This is a genomic window from Streptococcus constellatus subsp. constellatus (assembly GCF_023167545.1).
Lineage (GTDB): Bacteria > Bacillota > Bacilli > Lactobacillales > Streptococcaceae > Streptococcus > Streptococcus constellatus.
In genome coordinates this window covers 1,170,236-1,193,651 of the sequence record NZ_AP014647.1, presented here as the reverse complement: position 1 = coordinate 1,193,651, position 23,416 = coordinate 1,170,236, and the positions used below count along the sequence as shown (strand labels likewise).

20 protein-coding genes and 2 pseudogenes are annotated in these 23,416 nt (G+C 36.1%); 21 read left to right on the top strand and 1 reads right to left on the bottom strand.

Features of this window, described 5'->3' with window-relative positions; genetic code table 11:
- Positions 1-64: 64 nt before the first annotated feature.
- The 9 genes and pseudogenes from SCSC_RS05830 (at position 65) to SCSC_RS05790 (ending at position 10,163) form a co-directional block, all read left to right on the top strand.
- Entirely contained in the window at positions 65-562 is a 498-nt protein-coding gene (locus SCSC_RS05830) for an antirestriction protein ArdA (RefSeq protein WP_000342539.1), read from the top strand.
- 88 nt (positions 563-650) lie between these two features.
- Positions 651-1,043 carry a conjugal transfer protein gene (locus SCSC_RS05825; RefSeq protein ID WP_000723888.1) on the top strand — a complete coding sequence of 131 codons (393 nt, stop codon included), beginning with the start codon at positions 651-653 and terminating at the stop codon, positions 1,041-1,043.
- Positions 1,027-3,474, top strand: coding sequence for a conjugal transfer ATPase TcpF (gene tcpF, locus SCSC_RS05820; RefSeq protein WP_000331160.1), 2,448 nt, complete (start codon positions 1,027-1,029; stop codon positions 3,472-3,474). Before SCSC_RS05825 ends, tcpF begins: the two co-directional genes overlap by 17 nt.
- A gap of 2 nt (positions 3,475-3,476) precedes the next feature.
- Positions 3,477-5,654, top strand: a complete 2,178-nt coding sequence (locus SCSC_RS05815; RefSeq protein WP_000804748.1) for a CD3337/EF1877 family mobilome membrane protein — start codon at positions 3,477-3,479, stop codon at positions 5,652-5,654.
- Positions 5,651-6,652, top strand: a complete 1,002-nt coding sequence (locus SCSC_RS05810) for a bifunctional lytic transglycosylase/C40 family peptidase (RefSeq protein ID WP_000769868.1) — start codon at positions 5,651-5,653, stop codon at positions 6,650-6,652. Before SCSC_RS05815 ends, SCSC_RS05810 begins: the two co-directional genes overlap by 4 nt.
- A complete protein-coding gene (locus SCSC_RS05805) occupies positions 6,649-7,581 on the top strand; it encodes a conjugal transfer protein (protein WP_001224318.1) in 933 nt (310 codons plus the stop codon). Before SCSC_RS05810 ends, SCSC_RS05805 begins: the two co-directional genes overlap by 4 nt.
- A gap of 313 nt (positions 7,582-7,894) precedes the next feature.
- A pseudogene (locus SCSC_RS09520) lies at positions 7,895-7,942 on the top strand (hypothetical protein); the annotation flags it as partial.
- A gap of 15 nt (positions 7,943-7,957) precedes the next feature.
- Positions 7,958-9,877 (top strand): tetracycline resistance ribosomal protection protein Tet(M), encoded by a 1,920-nt coding sequence (gene tet(M) / locus SCSC_RS05795; protein WP_002989474.1) that lies wholly within the window; start codon positions 7,958-7,960, stop codon positions 9,875-9,877.
- Between the two features lie 118 nt (positions 9,878-9,995).
- Entirely contained in the window at positions 9,996-10,163 is a 168-nt protein-coding gene (locus SCSC_RS05790) for a cysteine-rich KTR domain-containing protein (protein WP_000336323.1), read from the top strand.
- A gap of 59 nt (positions 10,164-10,222) precedes the next feature.
- On the opposite strand, the gene SCSC_RS05785 is transcribed toward SCSC_RS05790, so the two are convergent.
- The gene (locus SCSC_RS05785) at positions 10,223-10,576 is read right to left on the bottom strand and encodes a helix-turn-helix transcriptional regulator (RefSeq protein ID WP_001227347.1); all 354 of its coding nucleotides are present in this window, start codon (positions 10,574-10,576) and stop codon (positions 10,223-10,225) included.
- Positions 10,577-11,080: 504 nt separating this feature from the next.
- On the opposite strand from SCSC_RS05785, the gene SCSC_RS05780 reads away from it, so the two are divergent.
- The 12 genes and pseudogenes from SCSC_RS05780 to SCSC_RS05720 all read left to right on the top strand — a co-directional run.
- Complete coding sequence (locus tag SCSC_RS05780; RefSeq protein ID WP_000804885.1) at positions 11,081-11,503, top strand: sigma-70 family RNA polymerase sigma factor; 423 nt, start codon at positions 11,081-11,083, stop codon at positions 11,501-11,503.
- Positions 11,500-11,730: a helix-turn-helix domain-containing protein gene (locus SCSC_RS05775; protein ID WP_022524489.1), complete on the top strand. Its 231-nt coding sequence runs from the start codon at positions 11,500-11,502 to the stop codon at positions 11,728-11,730. Before SCSC_RS05780 ends, SCSC_RS05775 begins: the two co-directional genes overlap by 4 nt.
- Positions 11,731-12,190: 460 nt before the next feature.
- A complete protein-coding gene (locus SCSC_RS05765) occupies positions 12,191-12,394 on the top strand; it encodes an excisionase (protein WP_000814511.1) in 204 nt (67 codons plus the stop codon).
- 81 nt (positions 12,395-12,475) lie between these two features.
- Positions 12,476-13,693, top strand: coding sequence for a tyrosine-type recombinase/integrase (locus SCSC_RS05760; protein ID WP_001291561.1), 1,218 nt, complete (start codon positions 12,476-12,478; stop codon positions 13,691-13,693).
- Between the two features lie 228 nt (positions 13,694-13,921).
- Positions 13,922-14,716 carry an ATP-binding cassette domain-containing protein gene (locus tag SCSC_RS05755; RefSeq protein ID WP_002989482.1) on the top strand — a complete coding sequence of 265 codons (795 nt, stop codon included), beginning with the start codon at positions 13,922-13,924 and terminating at the stop codon, positions 14,714-14,716.
- Between the two features lie 33 nt (positions 14,717-14,749).
- Positions 14,750-16,495: an ABC transporter ATP-binding protein gene (locus tag SCSC_RS05750; RefSeq protein ID WP_002989485.1), complete on the top strand. Its 1,746-nt coding sequence runs from the start codon at positions 14,750-14,752 to the stop codon at positions 16,493-16,495.
- Positions 16,489-18,222 carry an ABC transporter ATP-binding protein gene (locus SCSC_RS05745; protein ID WP_006269672.1) on the top strand — a complete coding sequence of 578 codons (1,734 nt, stop codon included), beginning with the start codon at positions 16,489-16,491 and terminating at the stop codon, positions 18,220-18,222. Before SCSC_RS05750 ends, SCSC_RS05745 begins: the two co-directional genes overlap by 7 nt.
- A gap of 35 nt (positions 18,223-18,257) precedes the next feature.
- The gene (locus tag SCSC_RS05740; RefSeq protein WP_002989491.1) at positions 18,258-19,616 is read left to right on the top strand and encodes an MATE family efflux transporter; all 1,359 of its coding nucleotides are present in this window, start codon (positions 18,258-18,260) and stop codon (positions 19,614-19,616) included.
- Positions 19,617-19,959: 343 nt separating this feature from the next.
- On the top strand, positions 19,960-20,370 hold the full coding sequence (locus SCSC_RS05735; protein ID WP_002989494.1) for a sigma-70 RNA polymerase sigma factor region 4 domain-containing protein: 411 nt from the start codon (positions 19,960-19,962) through the stop codon (positions 20,368-20,370).
- Positions 20,371-20,826: 456 nt separating this feature from the next.
- The gene (locus SCSC_RS05730) at positions 20,827-20,970 is read left to right on the top strand and encodes an SHOCT domain-containing protein (protein WP_002989497.1); all 144 of its coding nucleotides are present in this window, start codon (positions 20,827-20,829) and stop codon (positions 20,968-20,970) included.
- A 64-nt stretch (positions 20,971-21,034) separates the two neighbouring features.
- Positions 21,035-22,837, top strand: coding sequence for a recombinase family protein (locus SCSC_RS05725; protein WP_006269674.1), 1,803 nt, complete (start codon positions 21,035-21,037; stop codon positions 22,835-22,837).
- A pseudogene (locus tag SCSC_RS05720) lies at positions 22,788-23,105 on the top strand (23S rRNA (uracil(1939)-C(5))-methyltransferase RlmD); the annotation flags it as partial. The gene SCSC_RS05725 and the pseudogene SCSC_RS05720, both read left to right, overlap by 50 nt.
- Positions 23,106-23,416 lie beyond the last annotated feature (311 nt).

The window sequence follows — 23,416 nt, the reverse complement described above, 5'->3', positions numbered from 1 at the left end:
AATGGTACACCAAACGAAGTGCGGTAGGGATTTTTGAATCTCTACAAAGAAAGGACGTGAATATATGGACGATATGCAAGTCTATATTGCGAATTTAGGCAAATACAATGAGGGCGAATTGGTCGGTGCGTGGTTTACCTTTCCCATTGACTTTGAGGAAGTCAAAGAGAAAATCGGCTTGAATGATGAATATGAGGAATACGCCATTCATGACTACGAGTTACCCTTTACGGTTGACGAATACACTTCCATTGGCGAACTCAATCGACTATGGGAAATGGTATCGGAATTACCCGAAGAATTACAATCGGAGCTATCTGCTCTGCTCACTCATTTTTCAAGCATTGAAGAACTAAGCGAACATCAAGAGGATATTATCATTCATTCCGATTGTGATGATATGTATGACGTGGCACGCTACTACATTGAAGAAACGGGTGCTTTAGGCGAAGTACCAGCTAGTCTTCAAAACTATATTGATTATCAAGCCTATGGTCGGGATTTAGACCTTTCAGGAACGTTTATCTCAACCAATCATGGGATTTTTGAAATCGTCTATTAAATCTGTCGGTACATTACTACTGGCAGATTTTCTATTTTACGGGGTGGCTCAATCAGCTACCCCTATTTTTTATGAAAGGATTGATTACATGAAGAAAATACGAAGCTATACCAGTATCTGGTCTGTGGAAAAGGTACTGTATTCTATCAATGATTTTAGACTTCCGTTTCCCATAACCTTTACGCAAATGACATGGTTTGTCGTGTCACTCTTTGCAGTGATGATACTTGGCAACTTGCCCCCTCTTTCCATGATAGAGGGAGCATTTCTCAAATACTTTGGGATTCCTGTGGCTTTCACATGGTTTATGTCTACAAAAACTTTTGATGGTAAAAAGCCTTATGGATTTTTGAAGTCTGTCATTGCTTATGCACTGCGACCAAAGCTGACCTATGCAGGAAAAAAAGTAACGCTTGGCAGAAACCAGCCACAAGAAGCCATTACAGCAGTTAGGAGTGAATTTTATGGCATATCCAATTAAATACATTGAAAACAATCTCGTCTGGAATAAAGACGGGGAATGTTATGCTTACTATGAGCTTGTTCCTTACAATTACTCATTTCTAAGTCCAGAACAGAAAATACAAGTGCATGATTCTTTCAGACAGCTTATCGCACAAAATCGTGATGGCAAAATTCATGCTTTACAAATCAGTACAGAATCCAGCATACGTTCTGCACAAGAGCGTTCCAAAAATGAAGTCACTGGCAAGCTCAAAGCGGTTGCCTATGACAAAATCGACCAACAGACAGACGCTTTAATATCCATGATTGGCGAAAATCAAGTGAACTACCGTTTCTTTATCGGCTTTAAGTTGCTTCTCAACGATCAGGAGTTTTCTATGAAAAGTCTTACCGTTGAAGCAAAAAATGCTTTGTCTGATTTTGTCTATGATGTGAACCATAAGCTGATGGGCGATTTTGTTAGTATGAGTAATGATGAAATCCTGCGTTTTCAGAAGATGGAAAAGCTCTTAGAAAATAAAATCTCTCGTCGTTTCAAAATCCGCAGGTTAGATAAGGACGACTTCGGCTATCTGATTGAACACCTTTACGGACAGACAGGCACTGCCTATGAAGAGTATGAGTACCATCTATCAAAGAAAAAGCTGGATAATGAAACGCTGATTAAATACTATGACTTGATTAAGCCTACTCGCTGTTTGGTGGAAGAAAAACAGCGATATTTGAAAATCCAGCAGGAAGATGAAACCGTCTATGTAGCTTACTTTACCATTAACAGCATTGTCGGAGAACTGGACTTCCCGTCCTCTGAAATCTTCTACTACCAGCAACAGCAATTTACATTCCCGATTGATACGTCAATGAATGTGGAAATTGTAGCGAATCGTAAAGCCCTATCTACTGTCCGCAATAAAAAGAAAGAACTGAAAGACTTGGATAACCACGCTTGGCAAAGTGATAATGAAACCAGCTCCAATGTGGCGGAAGCTCTGGAAAGTGTGAATGAGCTGGAAACCAATTTAGACCAAAGCAAGGAATCTATGTACAAGCTGTCTTATGTGGTAAGGGTATCAGCAAATGATCTTGACGAACTCAAACGTCGTTGTAATGAAGTGAAAGATTTTTATGACGATTTAAGCGTAAAACTGGTACGACCATTTGGGGATATGCTCGGCTTACATGAAGAATTTTTACCTGCCAGCAAGCGTTATATGAATGATTATATTCAATACGTGACCTCTGATTTCCTCGCTGGTTTAGGTTTTGGTGCTACTCAAATGCTGGGGGAAAATGAGGGGATTTATGTTGGCTACAGCTTAGATACTGGACGCAATGTCTATCTGAAACCTGCTCTTGCCAGTCAAGGGGTTAAGGGTTCAGTAACCAATGCGTTAGCGTCGGCTTTTGTTGGTTCGCTGGGTGGTGGTAAATCCTTTGCGAATAACCTTATCGTCTATTATGCGGTGCTTTATGGGGCACAAGCAGTGATTGTAGACCCAAAAGCAGAACGTGGCAGATGGAAAGAAACCTTGCCAGAGATTTCCCATGAAATCAATATCGTCACTCTGACTTCTGATGAGAAAAACAAAGGCTTACTTGACCCTTATGTGATTATGAAAAATCCCAAAGATTCTGAATCACTGGCTATTGATATTCTGACATTCCTTACGGGGATTTCCTCTCGTGATGGGGAACGCTTCCCAATCCTTAGAAAAGCCATTCGTGCAGTAACCAATAGTGAAGTACGAGGGTTGATGAAAGTGATTGAGGAATTACGGGTTGAGAATACGCCACTAAGTACCAGTATAGCCGACCATATCGAAAGTTTTACAGACTATGACTTTGCACATTTATTATTCAGTAATGGTTATGTGGAGCAGTCTATCAGCTTAGAAAAACAACTGAACATTATACAGGTTGCGGACTTGGTACTTCCCGACAAGGAAACTTCCTTTGAGGAATATACCACTATGGAGCTTTTATCCGTTGCTATGCTGATTGTCATTAGTACCTTTGCTTTAGACTTTATCCATACAGACCGAAGCATTTTCAAGATTGTAGATTTAGACGAAGCATGGAGCTTTTTACAGGTAGCACAAGGAAAAACACTATCTATGAAGCTGGTTCGGGCTGGTCGTGCTATGAACGCTGGGGTATATTTCGTGACCCAAAATACAGACGACCTCTTAGATGAAAAACTGAAAAATAACCTCGGCTTAAAATTTGCATTTCGTTCCACTGACCTTAACGAGATTAAAAAGACCTTAGCCTTTTTTGGTGTAGACCCAGAGGACGAAAACAATCAGAAGCGATTGCGTGATTTGGAAAACGGGCAATGCCTTATCAGTGATTTATATGGTCGTGTCGGTGTGATACAGTTCCACCCTGTATTTGAAGAACTGCTCCATGCCTTTGATACCAGACCACCTGTGCGAAAAGAGGTGTAAATGTGAAACCATCAATAGTAAACAGAATAAAATCAAACTGGACGCTGAAACGTCTAGGTAAAGTGGCAATGACAGTGGCTTTCACACTTGTGATTGCCATTTTTCTTTTAGCCATGCTGGGAACGGTGGTTCAAGCTGCGGGCTTGGTAGATGATACGGTCAATGTGGCAAATGAATACAGCCGATACCCACTTGAAAACTATCAACTGGATTTTTATGTGGATAATAGCTGGGGCTGGCTTCCGTGGAACTGGTCGGACGGGATTGGAAAACAGGTCATGTATGGACTATATGCCATTACCAATTTTATTTGGACAATCAGTTTGTATGTTTCCAATGCGACAGGTTACTTAGTACAGGAAGCCTATTCCTTAGACTTCATTTCCGCTACAGCAGATTCCATTGGTAAGAATATGCAGACCTTAGCTGGTGTGAGTGCAAACGGATTTTCAACAGAGGGTTTCTATGTTGGATTCCTCTTACTCTTGATTTTGGTTCTTGGGGTTTATGTTGCCTATACGGGACTGATAAAGAGAGAAACCACAAAGGCAATTCATGCCATTATGAATTTTGTGCTGGTGTTTATCCTATCGGCTTCCTTTATTGCCTACGCTCCCGACTACATTAAAAAAATCAATGACTTTTCATCAGACATCAGTAATGCCAGTTTATCACTTGGCACGAAGATTGTCATGCCCCATTCCGATAGTCAAGGCAAGGACAGCGTGGACTTAATCAGAGATAGCCTGTTTTCCATACAGGTTCAGCAACCGTGGCTACTGCTTCAATACAACAGTTCAGACATTGAAAGTATCGGTATTGACCGTGTGGAAAGCCTGCTCTCCACCAGCCCAGATTCCAACAATGGCGAAGATAGAGAAAAAATTGTTGCGGAAGAAATTGAAGACAGAAGCAATACCAATCTAACCATTACAAAGACCATTAACCGTTTAGGTACAGTCTTCTTCCTATTTGTCTTCAATATTGGGATTTCCATATTTGTATTCCTATTAACAGGAATCATGATTTTCTCGCAGGTACTTTTTATCATCTATGCTATGTTTCTGCCTGTGAGCTTTATTTTAAGCATGATTCCATCATTTGATGGTATGTCAAAACGAGCCATAACAAAGCTCTTTAATACCATTTTGACACGAGCTGGAATCACATTGATTATTACGACAGCATTTAGTATTTCAACCATGCTCTATACCTTATCGGCTGGTTATCCGTTCTTTTTGATTGCTTTTCTACAGATTGTGACCTTTGCAGGAATCTACTTCAAGCTGGGCGATTTAATGAGTATGTTTTCTCTACAGAGTAACGATTCTCAAAGTGTGGGAAGTCGTGTGATGAGAAAACCTCGTATGCTTATGCACGCTCACATGCACCGTCTACAGCGGAAACTTGGACGTTCCATGACTACTCTAGGGGCTGGGTCTGCCATTGTTACAGGTAAAAAAGGACAGTCGGGTTCGGGGAGTTCTGCAAGGACACAAGCAGATCACTCCCGACCAGACGGAAAGGAAAAATCAACACTTGGAAAACGTATCGGTCAAACCATCGGTACAGTAGCTGATACCAAAGACAGAATGGTAGACACTGCTAGTGGTTTGAAAGAACAGGTTAAAGATTTGCCGACCAATGCAAGATATGCAGTATATCAAGGAAAATCCAAAGTAAAAGAGAATGTCCGTGATTTAACCAGTAGTATTTCTCAAACCAAAGCGGACAGAGCCAGTGGACGCAAGGAACAGCAGGAACAAAGGCGAAAAACCATTGCGAAGCGTCGCTCTGAAATGGAACAGGTCAAACAGAAAAAACAGCCTGCTTCTTCTGTTCATGAAAGACCGACTACAAGACAAGAACAATATCATGATGAACAGACCTCAAAACAGTCTAATATTCAGACTTCATATAAGGAATCTCAACAAGCCAAACAAGAGCGTCCAGCAGTTAAGTCCGATTTTTCAAGTCCAAAAGTGGAACGCCAAGGCAATACCGTTCAAGAAAAAACCGTTCAAAAGCCAGCAACTTCAACCACTACAGCAGATAGAACTTCACAACGTCCAATCACAAAAGAACGTCCGTCTACTGTTCAAAGAGTACCACTACAAAATACAAGAAGTAGACCACCAATCAAAACCGCCACCATTAAGAAAGTCGGTAAGAAACCATGAAGTTGAAAACTTTAGTGATTGGTGGTTCTGGATTATTCTTGATGGTCTTCTCACTGCTTCTGTTTGTTGCCATTTTATTTTCAGATGAACAGGACAGCGGAATTTCCAATATTCATTATGGAGGTGTGAATGTTTCCGCAGAAGTGCTGGCTCATAAGCCTATGGTAGAAAAATATGCCAAAGAATATGGCGTTGAAGAATATGTCAACATACTTCTTGCGATTATACAGGTGGAATCGGGCGGTACTGCGGAAGATGTTATGCAGTCCTCGGAATCCCTCGGTCTTCCACCTAATTCATTGAGTACAGAAGAATCCATTAAGCAAGGTGTGAAGTATTTCAGTGAATTATTAGCCAGTAGCGAAAGGCTCAGTGTAGATTTAGAATCGGTTATCCAGTCCTACAATTATGGTGGTGGTTTCTTAGGGTATGTGGCTAATCGTGGAAATAAATATACCTTTGAACTGGCTCAAAGTTTCTCAAAAGAGTATTCAGGTGGCGAAAAAGTGTCTTACCCCAATCCCATAGCCATACCTATCAATGGGGGCTGGCGATACAACTATGGCAATATGTTTTATGTGCAACTGGTAACGCAGTATCTTGTCACAACAGAGTTTGATGATGATACGGTACAAGCCATCATGGACGAAGCACTGAAATATGAGGGCTGGCGATACGTTTACGGTGGAGCTTCCCCGACTACTTCTTTTGATTGTAGCGGACTGACACAATGGACGTATGGAAAAGCTGGAATTAACTTACCACGAACCGCACAACAGCAATATGATGTGACCCAGCATATCCCACTATCGGAAGCACAAGCTGGCGATTTGGTTTTCTTTCATTCTACCTATAACGCTGGCTCTTATATTACTCATGTTGGGATATACCTTGGCAATAACCGTATGTTTCATGCAGGCGACCCAATCGGTTATGCCGACTTAACAAGCCCCTACTGGCAACAGCATTTAGTGGGAGCAGGACGAATCAAACAATGAGAAAGGAAGATTTAATGATGAAATTTAGAAAAAATCAGAATAAAGAAAAACAGATACCAAAGGAAAAGAAACCTCGTGTCTATAAGGTCAATCCTCATAAAAAGGTTGTGATTGCCTTGTGGGTACTTTTAGGGCTTAGTTTCAGCTTTGCGATATTCAAGCACTTTACAGCTATAGATACTCATACTATTCACGAAACAACTATCATAGAAAAGGAATACGTTGATACTCATCATGTAGAAAATTTTGTAGAGAACTTTGCGAAAGTCTACTATTCATGGGAGCAATCCGATAAGTCCATTGATAATCGAATGGAAAGTCTAAAAGGCTATCTGACAGATGAACTTCAAGCTCTCAATGTTGATACAGTACGCAAAGATATTCCTGTATCGTCTTCTGTAAGAGGATTTCAGATATGGACGGTAGAGCCAACTGGCGACAATGAGTTTAATGTAACCTACAGTGTAGACCAGCTCATTACAGAGGGAGAAAATACAAAGACCGTCCACTCTGCTTATATAGTGAGTGTCTATGTAGATGGTTCTGGAAATATGGTACTGGTTAAGAATCCGACCATTACCAACATACCTAAGAAATCAAGTTATAAACCAAAAGCCATTGAAAGTGAGGGGACGGTTGATTCCATTACAACCAATGAAATCAATGAGTTTTTAACGACGTTCTTCAAGCTCTATCCTACAGCGACAGCCAGTGAACTTTCCTACTATGTGAATGACGGGATATTAAAACCAATCGGAAAAGAGTACATCTTTCAAGAACTGGTAAATCCTATTCACAATCGTAAGGATAATCAAGTCACGGTATCGCTGACAGTGGAGTATATCGACCAGCAGACCAAAGCAACGCAGGTATCTCAATTTGATTTGGTACTTGAAAAGAACGGGAGTAATTGGAAGATTATAGAATAACAAATATTGGTACATTATTACAGCTATTTTGTAATCACGTACTCTCTTTGATAAAAAATTGGAGATTCCTTTACAAATATGCTCTTACGTGCTATTATTTAAGTATCTATTTAAAAGGAGTTAATAAATATGCGGCAAGGTATTCTTAAATAAACTGTCAATTTGATAGTGGGAACAAATAATTGGATGTCCTTTTTTAGGAGGGCTTAGTTTTTTGTACCCAGTTTAAGAATACCTTTATCATGTGATTCTAAAGTATCCGGAGAATATCTGTATGCTTTGTATGCCTATGGTTATGCATAAAAATCCCAGTGATAAAAGTATTTATCACTGGGATTTTTATGCCCTTTTGGGTTTTTGAATGGAGGAAAATCACATGAAAATTATTAATATTGGAGTTTTAGCTCATGTTGATGCAGGAAAAACTACCTTAACAGAAAGCTTATTATATAACAGTGGAGCGATTACAGAATTAGGAAGCGTGGACAAAGGTACAACGAGGACGGATAATACGCTTTTAGAACGTCAGAGAGGAATTACAATTCAGACAGGAATAACCTCTTTTCAGTGGGAAAATACGAAGGTGAACATCATAGACACGCCAGGACATATGGATTTCTTAGCAGAAGTATATCGTTCATTATCAGTTTTAGATGGGGCAATTCTACTGATTTCTGCAAAAGATGGCGTACAAGCACAAACTCGTATATTATTTCATGCACTTAGGAAAATGGGGATTCCCACAATCTTTTTTATCAATAAGATTGACCAAAATGGAATTGATTTATCAACGGTTTATCAGGATATTAAAGAGAAACTTTCTGCCGAAATTGTAATCAAACAGAAGGTAGAACTGTATCCTAATATGTGTGTGACGAACTTTACCGAATCTGAACAATGGGATACGGTAATAGAGGGAAACGATTACCTTTTAGAGAAATATATGTCCGGTAAATCATTAGAAGCATTGGAACTCGAACAAGAGGAAAGCATAAGATTTCAGAATTGTTCTCTGTTCCCTCTTTATCATGGAAGTGCAAAAAGTAATATAGGGATTGATAACCTTATAGAAGTTATTACTAATAAATTTTATTCATCAACACATCGAGGTCCGTCTGAACTTTGCGGAAATGTTTTCAAAATTGAATATACAAAAAAAAGACAACGTCTTGCATATATACGCCTTTATAGTGGAGTACTACATTTACGAGATTCGGTTAGAGTATCAGAAAAAGAAAAAATAAAAGTTACAGAAATGTATACTTCAATAAATGGTGAATTATGTAAGATTGATAGAGCTTATTCTGGAGAAATTGTTATTTTGCAAAATGAGTTTTTGAAGTTAAATAGTGTTCTTGGAGATACAAAACTATTGCCACAGAGAAAAAAGATTGAAAATCCGCACCCTCTACTACAAACAACTGTTGAACCGAGTAAACCTGAACAGAGAGAAATGTTGCTTGATGCCCTTTTGGAAATCTCAGATAGTGATCCGCTTCTACGATATTACGTGGATTCTACGACACATGAAATTATACTTTCTTTCTTAGGGAAAGTACAAATGGAAGTGATTAGTGCACTGTTGCAAGAAAAGTATCATGTGGAGATAGAACTAAAAGAGCCTACAGTCATTTATATGGAGAGACCGTTAAAAAATGCAGAATATACCATTCACATCGAAGTGCCGCCAAATCCTTTCTGGGCTTCCATTGGTTTATCTGTATCACCGCTTCCGTTGGGAAGTGGAATGCAGTATGAGAGCTCGGTTTCTCTTGGATACTTAAATCAATCGTTTCAAAATGCAGTTATGGAGGGGATACGCTATGGCTGTGAACAAGGATTGTATGGTTGGAATGTGACGGACTGTAAAATCTGTTTTAAGTATGGCTTATACTATAGCCCTGTTAGTACCCCAGCAGATTTTCGGATGCTTGCTCCTATTGTATTGGAACAAGTCTTAAAAAAAGCTGGAACAGAATTGTTAGAGCCATATCTTAGTTTTAAAATTTATGCGCCACAGGAATATCTTTCACGAGCATACAACGATGCTCCTAAATATTGTGCGAACATCGTAGACACTCAATTGAAAAATAATGAGGTCATTCTTAGTGGAGAAATCCCTGCTCGGTGTATTCAAGAATATCGTAGTGATTTAACTTTCTTTACAAATGGACGTAGTGTTTGTTTAACAGAGTTAAAAGGGTACCATGTTACTACCGGTGAACCTGTTTGCCAGCCCCGTCGTCCAAATAGTCGGATAGATAAAGTACGATATATGTTCAATAAAATAACTTAGTGTATTTTATGTTGTTATATAAATATGGTTTCTTGTTAAATAAGATGAAATATTTTTTAATAAAGATTTGAATTAAAGTGTAAAGGAGGAGATAGTTATTATAAACTACAAGTGGATATTGTGTCCTGTATGTGGAAATAAAACACGATTAAAGATAAGGGAAGATACTGAATTAAAAAAATTCCCCCTCTATTGTCCGAAATGCAGACAAGAAAATTTAATTGAAATAAAGCAGTTCAAAGTAACTGTGATTACAGAGCCAGACGCAAAGACGCAGAGCCGATAAAATGAGATTAATACAATCTCATTTTATCGGCTCTTTCCGTTATGTATGGATTCTTTTAATTAGTCTTCGATGTTTCTTGCTTCGTTGATACCGCTGGCTAAAGATTCCATTAAGGATAGTTCTTTGTCTGTAAAGCTATCCATGTATTTCTCTATCTGTAATCGTCGGGTGCTTTTTACCAAGTTATTAGCAGGTAAGAAAAATTCATCAACGGAAACATGAAGTAACGATACAAGGTCATAAAGAACTTGTATGCTGGGGTGTTGCCCTTTATTTTCAATATTAGTTAAGTACCGTGGGTCAATTTCAATCAATGCTCCCACTTGTTCACGAGTTAAACCTCGTTTCAATCGAGCTTCTTTAATGGCTAAACCAAAGGCTCTAAAATCATATTTATCTTCTTTTTTACGCATAGTAGACCACCTCTATACATTTTATTGTTCCTACTGAATTAAAAACAGGTATAGAAAAACGTGTTATATGGTTTATAGGTTTATATTTAATAAAAAGCACTACTAAACGCCAATAAAAAAAACCGTTATATGGTAGTGCTATTTACGCTGTTAAAATATTGTATATTACTTCCAAATGGCGGTTTGTTGGAGGTCAACGTCGCCATGAAGTACATCATATACAATAAATTTCCTTACATTGGGTTCTTGTCAAAAAAAGTCGTCTATCTGCAATAGATAAGTACGTCCACCAATGTGGTTTTATAAATCATATAGATAGAATAACAGAAGCATGTAAACAGAGAAATAAATCTGTTTATATGCTTTTTTGGCTATTCAGAACTTTTTTACAAAGTTTATTTATCAGTAATGCAACAAATCCCCCTTTCACATTGGGACTAAGAGTGAAAGGAGATAAACGAGCAAGGCTCACTTCCTTTCCTAGACAGAAAGGGGGTGAGAAACATGAAACCATCTTCTTTTCAGACCACAATAGAAAATCAGTTTGACTATATCTGTAAACGTGCTATGGAAGACGAGCGAAAGAATTATATGCTTTATCTTTCAAGGATTGCAAAGCGTGAGGTGTCCTTTTCGGATGTTGGCGATTATCTTGTTAGCCAGTTTGCGACAACAGATAACTATTCAACTGACTTTCAGATTTTTACACTCAATGGGTTATCAGTAGGCGTTGAAAATGATTTGTTGAGTGAAGCATTACGTGAGTTGCCAGACAAGAAACGTGAAATTCTACTGCTGTTTTACTTTATGGACATGAGCGATTCAGAAATTGCAGACCTGTTGAAATTGAACCGTTCTACTGTCTATCGGCATAGAACCAGTGGACTAGCCTTAATTAAAAAGTTTATGGAGGAATTTGAAGAATGAAAACACAATATCCTATGATTCCCTTTCCTCTCATTGTAAAGGCAACAGATGCCGATACCGAAGCGATTAACCAGATTCTACATCATTACAGAGGGTACATAACGAAGCGTTCCCTACGACTTATGAAAGATGAATATGGCAATCAAAGTATGGTCGTTGATGAAGTCTTACGTGGAAGAATGGAAACCAGACTGATTACAAAGATTTTGTCATTTGAAATTAAGTAATATCCTCTCTCCTTTCGTGGAAGCGTGCTAAACCATTCCACGCTTCCCGAACAGGGAGGTTTGTTATTCCACCAAAGCATATTGAGCTTTCAATGTGTTTTGATAGGCTAACGAGCCATTGTTCTTTGAAAACTGAATAAAAGTAATCGAATACGTTTCGATAAGAAAAGAGCCAACGGAACTAACCGCCATGACCTATCTTATAAAGATAGCGAGCGATTCATGTTAGTGATCCGAGAAGCAATCTTTAGCAGGATTGCCTGCAACGACATTCTTATCGTGATAATGATACTCCCATACAGTCAATAGTCCGAGCGTGATAAAACCGTCGCAGGCAATGAGTATGGCTACATGAGAACCATGCAGGGGTGGAACTCCCGTGAGCTTTGCTAAAGCTGTTCGATTGCTGGTAAAACAACTTTTATGAAATCCAAATAAGTGATTTGGAAAGGAGGATTTTATGAAGCAGACTGACATTCCTATTTGGGAACGTTATACCCTAACCATTGAAGAAGCGTCAAAATATTTTCGTATTGGCGAAAACAAGCTACGACGCTTGGCAGAGGAAAATAAAAATGCAAATTGGCTGATTATGAATGGCAATCGTATTCAGATTAAACGAAAACAATTTGAAAAAATTATAGATACATTGGACGCAATCTAGCGTCGCCAAAGGGTCTTGTATATGATAAAATAGTATTAAGTCGTATCAAGGCTCTTTCCATAAAGGAAAGGAGCAAATGCCATGTCAGAAAAAAGACGTGACAATAAAGGTCGAATCTTAAAGACTGGAGAGAGCCAACGAAAAGACGGAAGATACTTATACAAATATATAGATTCATTTGGAGAACCGCAATTTGTTTACTCGTGGAAACTTGTGGCTACAGACCGAGTACCAGCAGGAAAGCGTGATTGTATCTCACTTAGAGAGAAAATCGCAGAGTTACAGAAAGACATTCATGATGGTATTGATGTTGTAGGAAAGAAAATGACACTCTGCCAGCTTTACGCAAAACAGAACGCTCAAAGACCAAAGGTTAGAAAAAACACTGAAACTGGACGCAAATATCTTATGGATATTTTGAAGAAAGACAAGTTAGGTGTAAGAAGTATTGACAGTATTAAGCCATCAGACGCTAAAGAATGGGCTATTAGAATGAGTGAAAATGGTTATGCTTATCAAACCATCAATAACTACAAACGTTCTTTAAAGGCTTCATTCTATATTGCTATACAAGATGATTGTGTTCGGAAGAATCCATTTGACTTTCAACTGAAAGCAGTTCTTGATGATGATACTGTCCCTAAGACCGTACTAACAGAAGAACAGGAAGAAAAACTGTTAGCCTTTGCAAAAGCTGATAAAACCTACAGCAAAAATTATGATGAAATTCTGATACTCTTAAAAACAGGTCTTCGTATTTCAGAGTTTGGTGGTTTGACACTTCCAGATTTAGATTTTGAGAATCGTCTTGTCAATATAGACCATCAGCTATTGAGAGATACTGAAATTGGGTACTACATTGAAACACCAAAGACCAAAAGTGGCGAACGTCAAGTTCCTATGGTTGAAGAAGCCTATCAAGCATTTAAGCGAGTGTTAGCGAATCGAAAGAATGATAAGCGTGTTGAGATTGATGGATATAGTGATTTTCTCTTTCTTAATAGAAAGAACTATCCAAAAGTGGCAAGTGATTACAACGGCATGATGAAAGGTCTTGTTAAGAAATACAATAAGTATAACGAGGATAAATTGCCACACATCACTCCACATAGTTTGCGACATACATTCTGTACCAACTATGCAAATGCAGGAATGAATCCAAAGGCATTACAGTACATTATGGGACATGCTAATATAGCCATGACGCTGAACTATTACGCACATGCAACATTCGATTCTGCAATGGCAGAAATGAAACGCTTGAATAAAGAGAAGCAACAGGAGCGTCTTGTTGCTTAGTAGTACAAATGAATTTACTACTTATTTACCACTTCTGACAGCTAAGACATGAGGAAATATGCAAAGAAACGTGAAGTATCTTCCTACAGTAAAAATACTCGAAAGCACATAGAATAAGGCTTTACGAGCATTTAAGAAAATATAAAAAGATAATTAGAAATTTATACTTTGTTTATATTAAAAAAAAGAAATAAAATCATAATCATTGTCGAGCATAGATTATTTTATTTGAAAGACATTGTAGACAAGCTGTGTGTAATAGAAAATAAAACTTTTAAAGAATACACGAAAGAATATTTTAGTGATGATTTCTTTGTAAGAGTTTCAGAAAAACATAATTTAAGAAATTTCAATGAAATTTTTAAGAGTGATTTCTTAAATAGACAATATGAAAAAGTAGATATGTTACAAAAAAATACTCCATCAAACTTTGTTAATGAATCAATAACATGTCTACATTTCAAAAAAACATACGATAAGAATACAATTTTTGATTTTAGTGTTTCTTTTAATACCGGGATAAATTTCATTATTGGACAAAACGGTGTTGGGAAAAGTACTTTTATCAATTTACTTATGGGAACTATAAAAGGCAAGGGAGAAGTTTTTTATAAGGGAGAAAAGCTCAAAAAACGGTACGAGAATATCTTTGCAGTCATGCAAGATGTTAATTATCAACTTTTCACAGAATCTGTATGGCAGGAAATTGGAACAGTTACAAAACAGGATAATTTGAAAAATGAAGCCTTAAGAAAGGTACATTTATTTAATAAAAAAGAAATGCACCCAAGTTCGTTATCAGGTGGTGAAAAACAGAGATTGTTGCTTGCTATGTCTATGGTAAGTCAAAAACCAATCATAGTGTTTGATGAGCCAACGAGTGGACTTTGCAAAATGCAAATGGATATTTTGATTGGATTTTTAAATCAAATGGTAGAGCAAGGAAAAACTATTATTATAATCACGCATGATTTTGAATTTATAAAACAATGCGATGGTGCAATATATGAATTTTTGAAATGAAATGTAAATAGATAGAACTATGGAGGTGTTGAAATGAAAGAAAAAAGTCCTACTGCAATATTGTGGGAGCTTGCACATGATGAACATCCAAAATTAAAGACATCAGTATTTATAGCGAGTATTGGTGTTTTAGCGGGGATTGTTCCATACATTGCGGCAAGTCGCATTTTAGTTTATTTAGTGAATGGAATTGAAGACAGCAAGGTTTATCTTATGTGGCTTGGCATAGGCTTGCTATCATATGCTTTGAAATCAATTTTATATTCTTTAGCATTATCAGTATCTCATAAAGCGACTTTTAGTGTACTAAAAGATATTCGTTTAAGAATGCTTGATAAACTTCCAAAGATGCCATTGGGAGAAATAATAAATATTCCAAGCGGTAATTTAAAGCAAATTATAGTCGATCAGGTCGAAAGTATGGAGAAACCTCTTGCACACTTATTACCTGAAATGACATCCAATATATTAGGCTCTTTGAGTATATTCATATATTTGTTATTTCTTGACTGGAGAATGGCGTTATTGTCATTAGTTTCTATTCCTTTAGGAATGTTTTTCATGGGACTTGTGATGAAAAACTACGCTGCTCAGTATGAAGGATCTGTAAAAGTTAGTCGTGAAATGAACTCGGCAATTGTGGAGTATGTTAACGGAATAGAAGTGATCAAAACCTTCAATCAGGATAAAAGGTCATATGCAAAATATAAAGATAAGGTTATTGCAAATGCAAAGTATTTCTATGAATGGATGAGAAGCTGTCAACTTCCTGTGTCTTTATCAAAAAATATATCGCCTACTACAATGATAACAATCCTTCCGGTTGGCTGGTATTTTTACATCAATGGAAGTTTGAGTATAGAAACATTTATAGTAGTTATTATTTTGTCGTTAGGAATTGCAGGACCTTTACTTGAAACGATGAATTTTGTTGATGGTCTTGCAAAGATAGGAACTATTGCAAATTCTATTAATTCAATTTTAGAAGGAAAAGAGCAAATTCATTCCAATGTTGATGTGAAAATAAACAAATATGATATTGCTCTGCAAGATGTGAAGTTTGGATATGAAGAAGGAAAGGAAATTCTTCATGGAGTGTCGTTAAACATAGAAGAAGGGACAACGATAGCTTTTGTTGGACCGAGCGGTAGTGGAAAGTCAACTTTGGCAAAACTGATAGCAGGATATTGGGACATAAATACAGGAAGCATAAAAATTGGTGGATATAATCTCCAAGAGATTCCTCTTAAACAGTTATATAGCTTAGTAGCATTTGTTTCTCAAGACAATTTCCTTTTTAATGAAAGCATTAGGGAAAACATACGAATGGGAAATCCAAGTGCAAGTGATAAAGAAGTTGAAAATATTGCAAAGAAGTCAGGCTGCCATGATTTTATTATGAATATGGAAAAAGGCTATGACACAGTTGTCGGAAGCAGTGGTAGCCATATTTCCGGAGGAGAAAGACAAAGAATCTCAATAGCAAGAGCAATGCTTAAAAAATCCCCGATAGTGATATTGGATGAAGCAACTTCATATATTGATCCGGAGAATGAGGTGATTATCAAAGAAGCTCTATCAAAATTGATACAAAATAAAACTGTTATCGTTATTGCACACAGGTTATCAACAATAACAGATGTTCAACAAATCTTTTTTGTTGAGAATGGAGAGCTTATTTCACATGGTAAACATAACGAGTTAATGGAAGATTGTGAGCTATATAAAAAAATGTGGAATGCTCATATTGGAGTAAAGGATGGTGAAATAAAATGCTAAGTGCTTTAAAAAAAATTTTAGATTTCTCAGGTGATGAGAAGAAAAATATATACCATTCTATATGGGTAAGTTTCTTGTTTGCAATTTTTCACATGCTTCAAATCAGTGCAATTTATTTTATAGTTAAAGCTGTTTCTGAAAAAGATATGAGTATGACACCTGCGTGGATTGCTTTGATACTTCTTGTTGTAAGCATAGTAGGCAGAAGTATTGCAAATTATTATTCACAGTTACAACAATGCCATGCAAGCTATTTTATGGTTGCAAATAAAAGAATTTCAATAGGGGAAATGTTCAAAAAAATTCCTATGGGATTTTTTAATGGAAACAATGGGGGAGAAGTCGTTGGTATTTCTACAACCGTTTTAGAAGATGTGGAAAATACGGCTGCGATGGTTATGGTAAATACCTTGTCGGGATTTATAAATACTATAATCTTTACTTTGATGATTTTAATATTTGAATGGAGAATAGGTTTTATTGTAACTGTCGGAAGTCTATTATATTTGGTTATTTTGTCAAAAATGGAAAAGAAGTCAAGAGAGGTTCTTCCTAAACGACAAATGGCTTCAGCAAAATTAGTAGATACTGTTTTAGAACAGATTGGAGGAATGTCTGTTATAAAATCCTTTAATTTAACCGGTAAAGGTGATGAGAAAGTTAGAGGTGCTATTGAAAATACCAGAAAAACAAATCTTGATTGTGAAAAGTTGTTTACACCTTACACGATTGTTCAAAATATTCTTTTAGATTTGTTCAGCATTTTAATCATAGGTGCAGGTATTTTCTTCTACCAAAGAGGAGAACTTTCGTTTCTGAATACAGTTATGACAATCATAATTTCATTTCTTGCTTTTTCACAAATTAAATTGGCAGGAAGTGCGACAACTGCCCTTAGGGTTGTTAGTGGCTCTATTGAACAAACCAAGAAATTAGAAGAATTTCCACAAATGGATATTGAAGGAAAAGATATAAAACCTGCTAATTTTAATATTTCTTTTGAAAATGTAGAATTTGCATATTCAGGAAAGAAAATTCTTGATGATATATCTGTTGATATACCACAAAACCAAATGACTGCAATAGTCGGACCTTCAGGAGCTGGAAAAACCACATTTTGTAACTTGATTGCAAGGTTTTGGGATATAGATAACGGGAAGATTAGTATAGGAGGACATAATATAAAGGAATATTCCTTAGAGTCATTGATGAAACAAATCAGTATGGTTTTCCAAAATGTGTATTTGTTCCAAGATACTATAGAAAATAATATAAAGTTTGCTAAGCCTAATGCTACCCATGAAGAAGTAGTAGATGCTGCTAAAAAGGCTTGCTGTCATGATTTTATTATGAACCTTCCTGAACAATACCAAACTGTTATAGGAGAAGGTGGTGCAAGTTTATCAGGTGGTGAAAAACAAAGAATTTCAATAGCAAGAGCTATGATAAAAAATGCCCCAATTATTATTTTTGATGAAGCCACAGCAAATGTTGATCCTGAAAATGAGGATAAATTACAGCTTGCAATGGAGGAACTTACGAGAAATAAAACTGTGATTATGATTGCACATAGGCTAAAAACTATAAAAAATGCAAATCAAATTCTTGTATTGGCTAATGGAAAGATAATGCAAAAAGGAACACACGAAGAACTAATTCAAACAGATGGTATTTACAGAAATTTTGTTGAAGCAAGACAAGTAGCAACCAAGTGGCAGTTATCATAAGCTGAAAAATATTAAAAACAATAGGAGGAAGTCATATGGGAAAACAAGATATGAAAACACAACTTTTAACAAAAAGTCCTAAAGATTTATTGTTTCAATTAGCTATTCCAGGAATTATAGGAATGGTTGTTATAGGACTTTATCCATTTATGGATGGAATATTTGCTGGGTGGATTATAGGGGATTATGCTATGTCTGCCATTAGTATATCGATGTCTTTAACAATAATAAATGGTGGTATATCAGCACTTATTGGAGTTGGTAGTGCGTCGATTTTGTCAAGGGCTATTGGAAAGGGAGATAAAGAAACAACGGATAAAATATTTGGAAATTTTTGTTATTGGGTAATTTTATTCTCTATAGTAATCACAGTATTAGGCTTGGTATTTGCACCTAATTTTCTGGATTTGGTAGGAGCAAAAGGAAATATTAAAGAACTGGGAGTTAGATATTTAAGAGTAGTTTTCTTTGGTTCAATATTTGTGAATTTTGCTCAAGCAGGCAATATGACAATGCGTGGTGAAGGTGCATTGAAGCAATCTATGATGATTATGGGAGTAGGTGCTTTATTAAATATTATTTTAGATCCTATTTTTATGAAGTTGATGGGAGAGTATGCAATTGAAGGTGCAGCCATTGCAACTGTAATATCTCAAATTGTACAGGCGATATTAACATTTCACTATTTTTCAAAGAAAAGTGCTTTTGTTGGTATCCATAAAATTCAAAAGAGCAAGGCAATCTACAGTGAAATGTTTAGTATAGGAAGTTCGGCTATGATGATGCAAATTTTATTTGCAGTACAACAAACATTTTTGTTCAAACAGGCTTTCGCTTATGGTGGAGATAATTGGGGAATTCTAATGTCTGCAACAATGAGACTTTATATGTTCTCATTTATTCCATTGTGGGGAATGAGTCAAGGGTTACAGCCTGTTATAGGAGCCAATTTTGGAGCAAAACAATATCAAAGAGTAAAAGATACTATGAAGATTTTCATGTATGGGGCAACAATACTTGCTGCTATTTCTTGGATACCATCCATGTTTTTCTCCGAAAAATTATTGTCATTGTTTAATGTGAGAAGTGAAATAATTGAAGCTGGAGTTATGAACTTTAAATTGTTCTATTCTACCTTTATCCTGTATGGAATTATGATTATGACTCTTACATTTTTCCAATCTATTGGAGATGGGAAAAAAGCAAGCATGATTGTAATGCTTAGACAACTGATTTTATTTATTCCGGCGATATTGCTATTGCCAAAGGTATTTGGAGGATTAGCAGTTTGGTGGGCTGAACCTATTGTAGATTTTAGTATGATTTTGCTCGGCTTGTTTTTAATGCTTAGCAGACTTAGAAAAATTGGAAAAGAAGAAGCGATAAATTGTTAAGTATCTTATTATCCAAAGGTGAAAATAAACTATTAGAAAGGTTTGATATATGAATATTAGTTAGATATAAGGATATATGAATATTAGTTCGATATAAGAATGAGGGAGGAAATTATGAAGAAATCTTTATATTCAATAATAAAAAATAGTAAGAACATTTTCTTCCCTTTTTTCGGTTTGCTTTATAGAAGATAATGAATCTACAAATTATATTGAAAAATTAAATAGTGTTTATAAAAGAACAAGTTTCTTTCGTTTTAGAGGACTTCTCATGCCAAGATGCAGGAGTCCTCCTTTTTTTGCCTGAAAACAAGCAGACAAAAAAAGAATGGAGGAAACATATATGCCAAAAGAATATTACCTTTATGTCAACGGACAAAGGGTTAAAGTCAGCGAGCAGATATACAAAGTCTACTGGCGAGAACGAGAACACGAAAAGTATTTGGAGCAGGTGGACAGAAAAAACCACTTGCTCTTTTTTTCATCATTGGATCATGACGGACACTTTGTAGATAATATTGTTGATGAAAGTGTTGATGTAGAAAAGATTGTTGAAACACAGATGATGATTGAAGCAGTTAGAAATGCTATATCAAGGCTTAATGCTGAAGAAAGAGATATTATTGAACGCTTGTATTTCAATGATGAAACGGTTCGCTCAGTGGCAAAGCTCAAAAGTATTACACATCCGGCTTTAATCAAAAGAAGAAACAAAATTCTTGAAAAGCTGAAAAAATTCATCGAAGAACTTTAGAAATTCGGTAACCAAAGGGGTCAAATTTTCCTTATGTAAAGTGAAGGGGAGTTTGACCTCCTTTACTTTCTTGAATAAGAGATAGCCTGCTTATGGCAAATAGGAAAATGTAAAGAAAACAATCCCTTTCAAATATTGATCTTTGACAACTGAATAGACCAAGGTAGGACTTTATCTACTTGTGGAGAATTATGACTTACGCCATGACCTTTCTGCTGAAAGTTTTCGGTTTTATGAATACTGGTTAGCCAAGGATATAAGAAAGCGAGCGATAAATAAGAATACATAAAAAACAGAGGTGGCAATCTGTTCGGTGATACAAGTAGTGATAATGATACTTCAATAGTTTAAGCCGGCTCGTCTTAATAAGGGGCGGAGGTGAGATTCCTATGTTGCTGCCAAGCACCTACCAATGTCATAAAACTTAAAAATGATTTTTAACGAGGAGGGTTTAGAATGAATAACGAATTACTAAAATATAGCCTCCAATTATCTATGCTATCTATCTTGCTGTCCAAACATTTACTAAATGATATTGAATACAGGAAGATAAAGTTAAAACTGATGAAAAAGTACAACATTTCAACAGAATTATATTAATAATGTTTTGCAAGTGTGGTATAATAAGACTGCATAGAAAGATACAAAAAAGGAGGCGGATGCAGTGAAGAAAGAAGTAAAAGTTATTAAAGGTGATACCACACTGAAAAGAACTGCATCAGGCTGTGTTGAACGCTCAATAAAGAGAGTGGCAGCTTATTGCAGAGTTAGTACGGATACCGAAGATCAGATTAACAGCTATAATTCTCAGGTAGAACACTACACAGAATTTATACAGAAGAATAACGAGTGGACTCTTGCCGGAATATATGCTGACGAAGCGATAACAGGAACACAGGTTGATCGAAGAATTGACTTTCAAAGGTTGATAAATGACTGTATGAATGGCGATATAGATATGATAATTACAAAGTCTATATCAAGATTTGCGAGAAATACATTAGATACCTTAAAGTATGTAAGAAAGCTGAAAGAATTTAATGTTGCAGTTTTTTTTGAAGAAGAAAACATAAACACCTTAACAATGGACGGTGAGTTGCTTTTAACAATTTTAAGTTCAGTTGCTCAACAGGAAGTAGAGAACATTTCAGCCAATGTCAAAAAAGGTTTGAGAATGAAGATGGAAAGAGGAGAAATGGTCGGCTTTCAAGGGTGTTTAGGCTATGACTATGATCCGGAAACTAAAAGCATTTCTATCAATGAAAAAGAAGCTGAGATTGTAAGATATATTTTTAGAAGATACATTGAAGGTGTTGGCGGTATGGTAATTTCCAGAGAACTGGAAGAACAAGGATATTTATCGCCAAGAGGAAATAAAAGATGGACTGAAACAACTGTTTTAGGAATCATAAAAAACGAAAAATATAAAGGGGATCTTATGATGGGAAAGACCTATACGGTTGATCCTATTTCAAAGAGAAGATTGGATAATTTCGGAGAACAGGATAAGTTTTATATAGAAAACCATCACGAGCCAATCATTTCAGAAGAAGATTTTGAAAAAGCTCAAGGTATTAGATTAAGAAGGTCAAAAAACAGAAATACTGTTGCCAATAATGGTGGTAAAAGAGAAAAGTATTCAAGAAAATATGCTTTTAGCAGTATGCTTGAATGTGGATTTTGCGGTCATAATCTTTCAAGAAGAAATTGGCATTCGAGTTCAGAATATACAAAAGTTATATGGCAGTGTGTCAATGCCACTAAAAACGGAAAGAAGTATTGTCCACATAGTAAAGGGATTGAAGAAGAAGCAATAGAAAAAGCATTTATGGAAAGCTATCGTCAGGTATGCCATAATAATGTGGAAATTACCAATGAATTCCTTAAAACTGTGGAAGAAGAATTGAAAGACAACAGTTTAGCTAAAGACCTGAAGAAGATAACAAATCAACTTGATAAGATACTAAAGAAAGAAAAGGATCTTGTTGAGTTAAGACTGAATGAGTCAATCAGCATGGATATATATCAGGACAAGTATAATGAAATAGCTATTAGTAAAGAGAAACTACTTGCAGAAAAGAGGACTTTAGAGGTAACACTTACCGATGAAAAAGCATTGAAGAAAAGGCTTGAGGGATTTAAAAAATTACTTGAATCCAATAAATATCTTGAGGAATTTGATAGAGCTGTATTTGAAAGTATAGTGGATAAAATCATCATTGGTGGAACTAACGATGAAGGCGAAATTGATCCTGCAATGATTACTATCATATACAAGACCGGGAAAAAAGATTCTCAGGACGGGAGATTATTTAAGAGCAGAAGAAAAAATGCTAAGGAAGTCAATGAGAAAGCTGACAGTAAATTGTATCCTCAATCAAGCGACGAGGTTAATAATTTGTGTTCCTATCCTATGGACAACACATGTGGAGACGGTAGCGCTATTGTCCAAACTCGATGTCGATAAGCATATAGATGTTGAAATTAAGCTGGATGAGCTTGATTTGACAGGTGCTGAAAGCAAGGCTACTTATGCACAAATCAAAGAATATATATTAGAAAAATTAAATTTAAAGGTTTCGACACTCTATATTGCTCAGATTAAAAGGAAATGTGGTATTGAATTAAGGGAGCATTATAATAAATCAAAAAAAGAGAAACAAGTTATTCCACAATGCACACCGGAAAAAGAGGAAGCTATCATGGATGCTTTAAGGCATTTTAAAATGATTTAATAGAAATGGAGGGTATTTATTATCCATCTCATTTACTTTCACCTTCTTTTAGAACAGAAGGATTTATATAATAGCTTGAAATATTTTTTGCTTTCATAAAAAGCCTCCTTTTTCAATATTTTATTACTTTTTTATGATTTTTAAAATAGGGATACAGTGCCAAAAGCTCCTATTTATCAAGCTTTTTTCTCTGTATCCCTATTATATCTCAAGCCCATTACTCTCAAACTAATTTTAGTAATATACTCTTACATCAATTCATATATCATCATTCTTTTCAAAATCTTTTTCCATACTATTTTACATTCCTT

Coding starts and splice junctions, on each gene's coding strand:
- SCSC_RS05810 (WP_000769868.1), top strand. CDS start 5,651: ATGAAGTTGAAAACTTTAGTGATTGGTGGTTCTGGATTATTCTTGATG.
- SCSC_RS05830 (WP_000342539.1), top strand. CDS start 65: ATGGACGATATGCAAGTCTATATTGCGAATTTAGGCAAATACAATGAG.
- SCSC_RS05750 (WP_002989485.1), top strand. CDS start 14,750: ATGAAAGAAAAAAGTCCTACTGCAATATTGTGGGAGCTTGCACATGAT.
- SCSC_RS05745 (WP_006269672.1), top strand. CDS start 16,489: ATGCTAAGTGCTTTAAAAAAAATTTTAGATTTCTCAGGTGATGAGAAG.
- SCSC_RS05765 (WP_000814511.1), top strand. CDS start 12,191: ATGAAGCAGACTGACATTCCTATTTGGGAACGTTATACCCTAACCATT.
- SCSC_RS05740 (WP_002989491.1), top strand. CDS start 18,258: ATGGGAAAACAAGATATGAAAACACAACTTTTAACAAAAAGTCCTAAA.
- SCSC_RS05805 (WP_001224318.1), top strand. CDS start 6,649: ATGAGAAAGGAAGATTTAATGATGAAATTTAGAAAAAATCAGAATAAA.
- SCSC_RS05775 (WP_022524489.1), top strand. CDS start 11,500: ATGAAAACACAATATCCTATGATTCCCTTTCCTCTCATTGTAAAGGCA.
- SCSC_RS05825 (WP_000723888.1), top strand. CDS start 651: ATGAAGAAAATACGAAGCTATACCAGTATCTGGTCTGTGGAAAAGGTA.
- SCSC_RS05735 (WP_002989494.1), top strand. CDS start 19,960: ATGCCAAAAGAATATTACCTTTATGTCAACGGACAAAGGGTTAAAGTC.
- SCSC_RS05760 (WP_001291561.1), top strand. CDS start 12,476: ATGTCAGAAAAAAGACGTGACAATAAAGGTCGAATCTTAAAGACTGGA.
- SCSC_RS05730 (WP_002989497.1), top strand. CDS start 20,827: ATGAATAACGAATTACTAAAATATAGCCTCCAATTATCTATGCTATCT.
- tcpF (WP_000331160.1), top strand. CDS start 1,027: ATGGCATATCCAATTAAATACATTGAAAACAATCTCGTCTGGAATAAA.
- SCSC_RS05785 (WP_001227347.1), bottom strand. CDS start 10,576: ATGCGTAAAAAAGAAGATAAATATGATTTTAGAGCCTTTGGTTTAGCC.
- SCSC_RS05780 (WP_000804885.1), top strand. CDS start 11,081: ATGAAACCATCTTCTTTTCAGACCACAATAGAAAATCAGTTTGACTAT.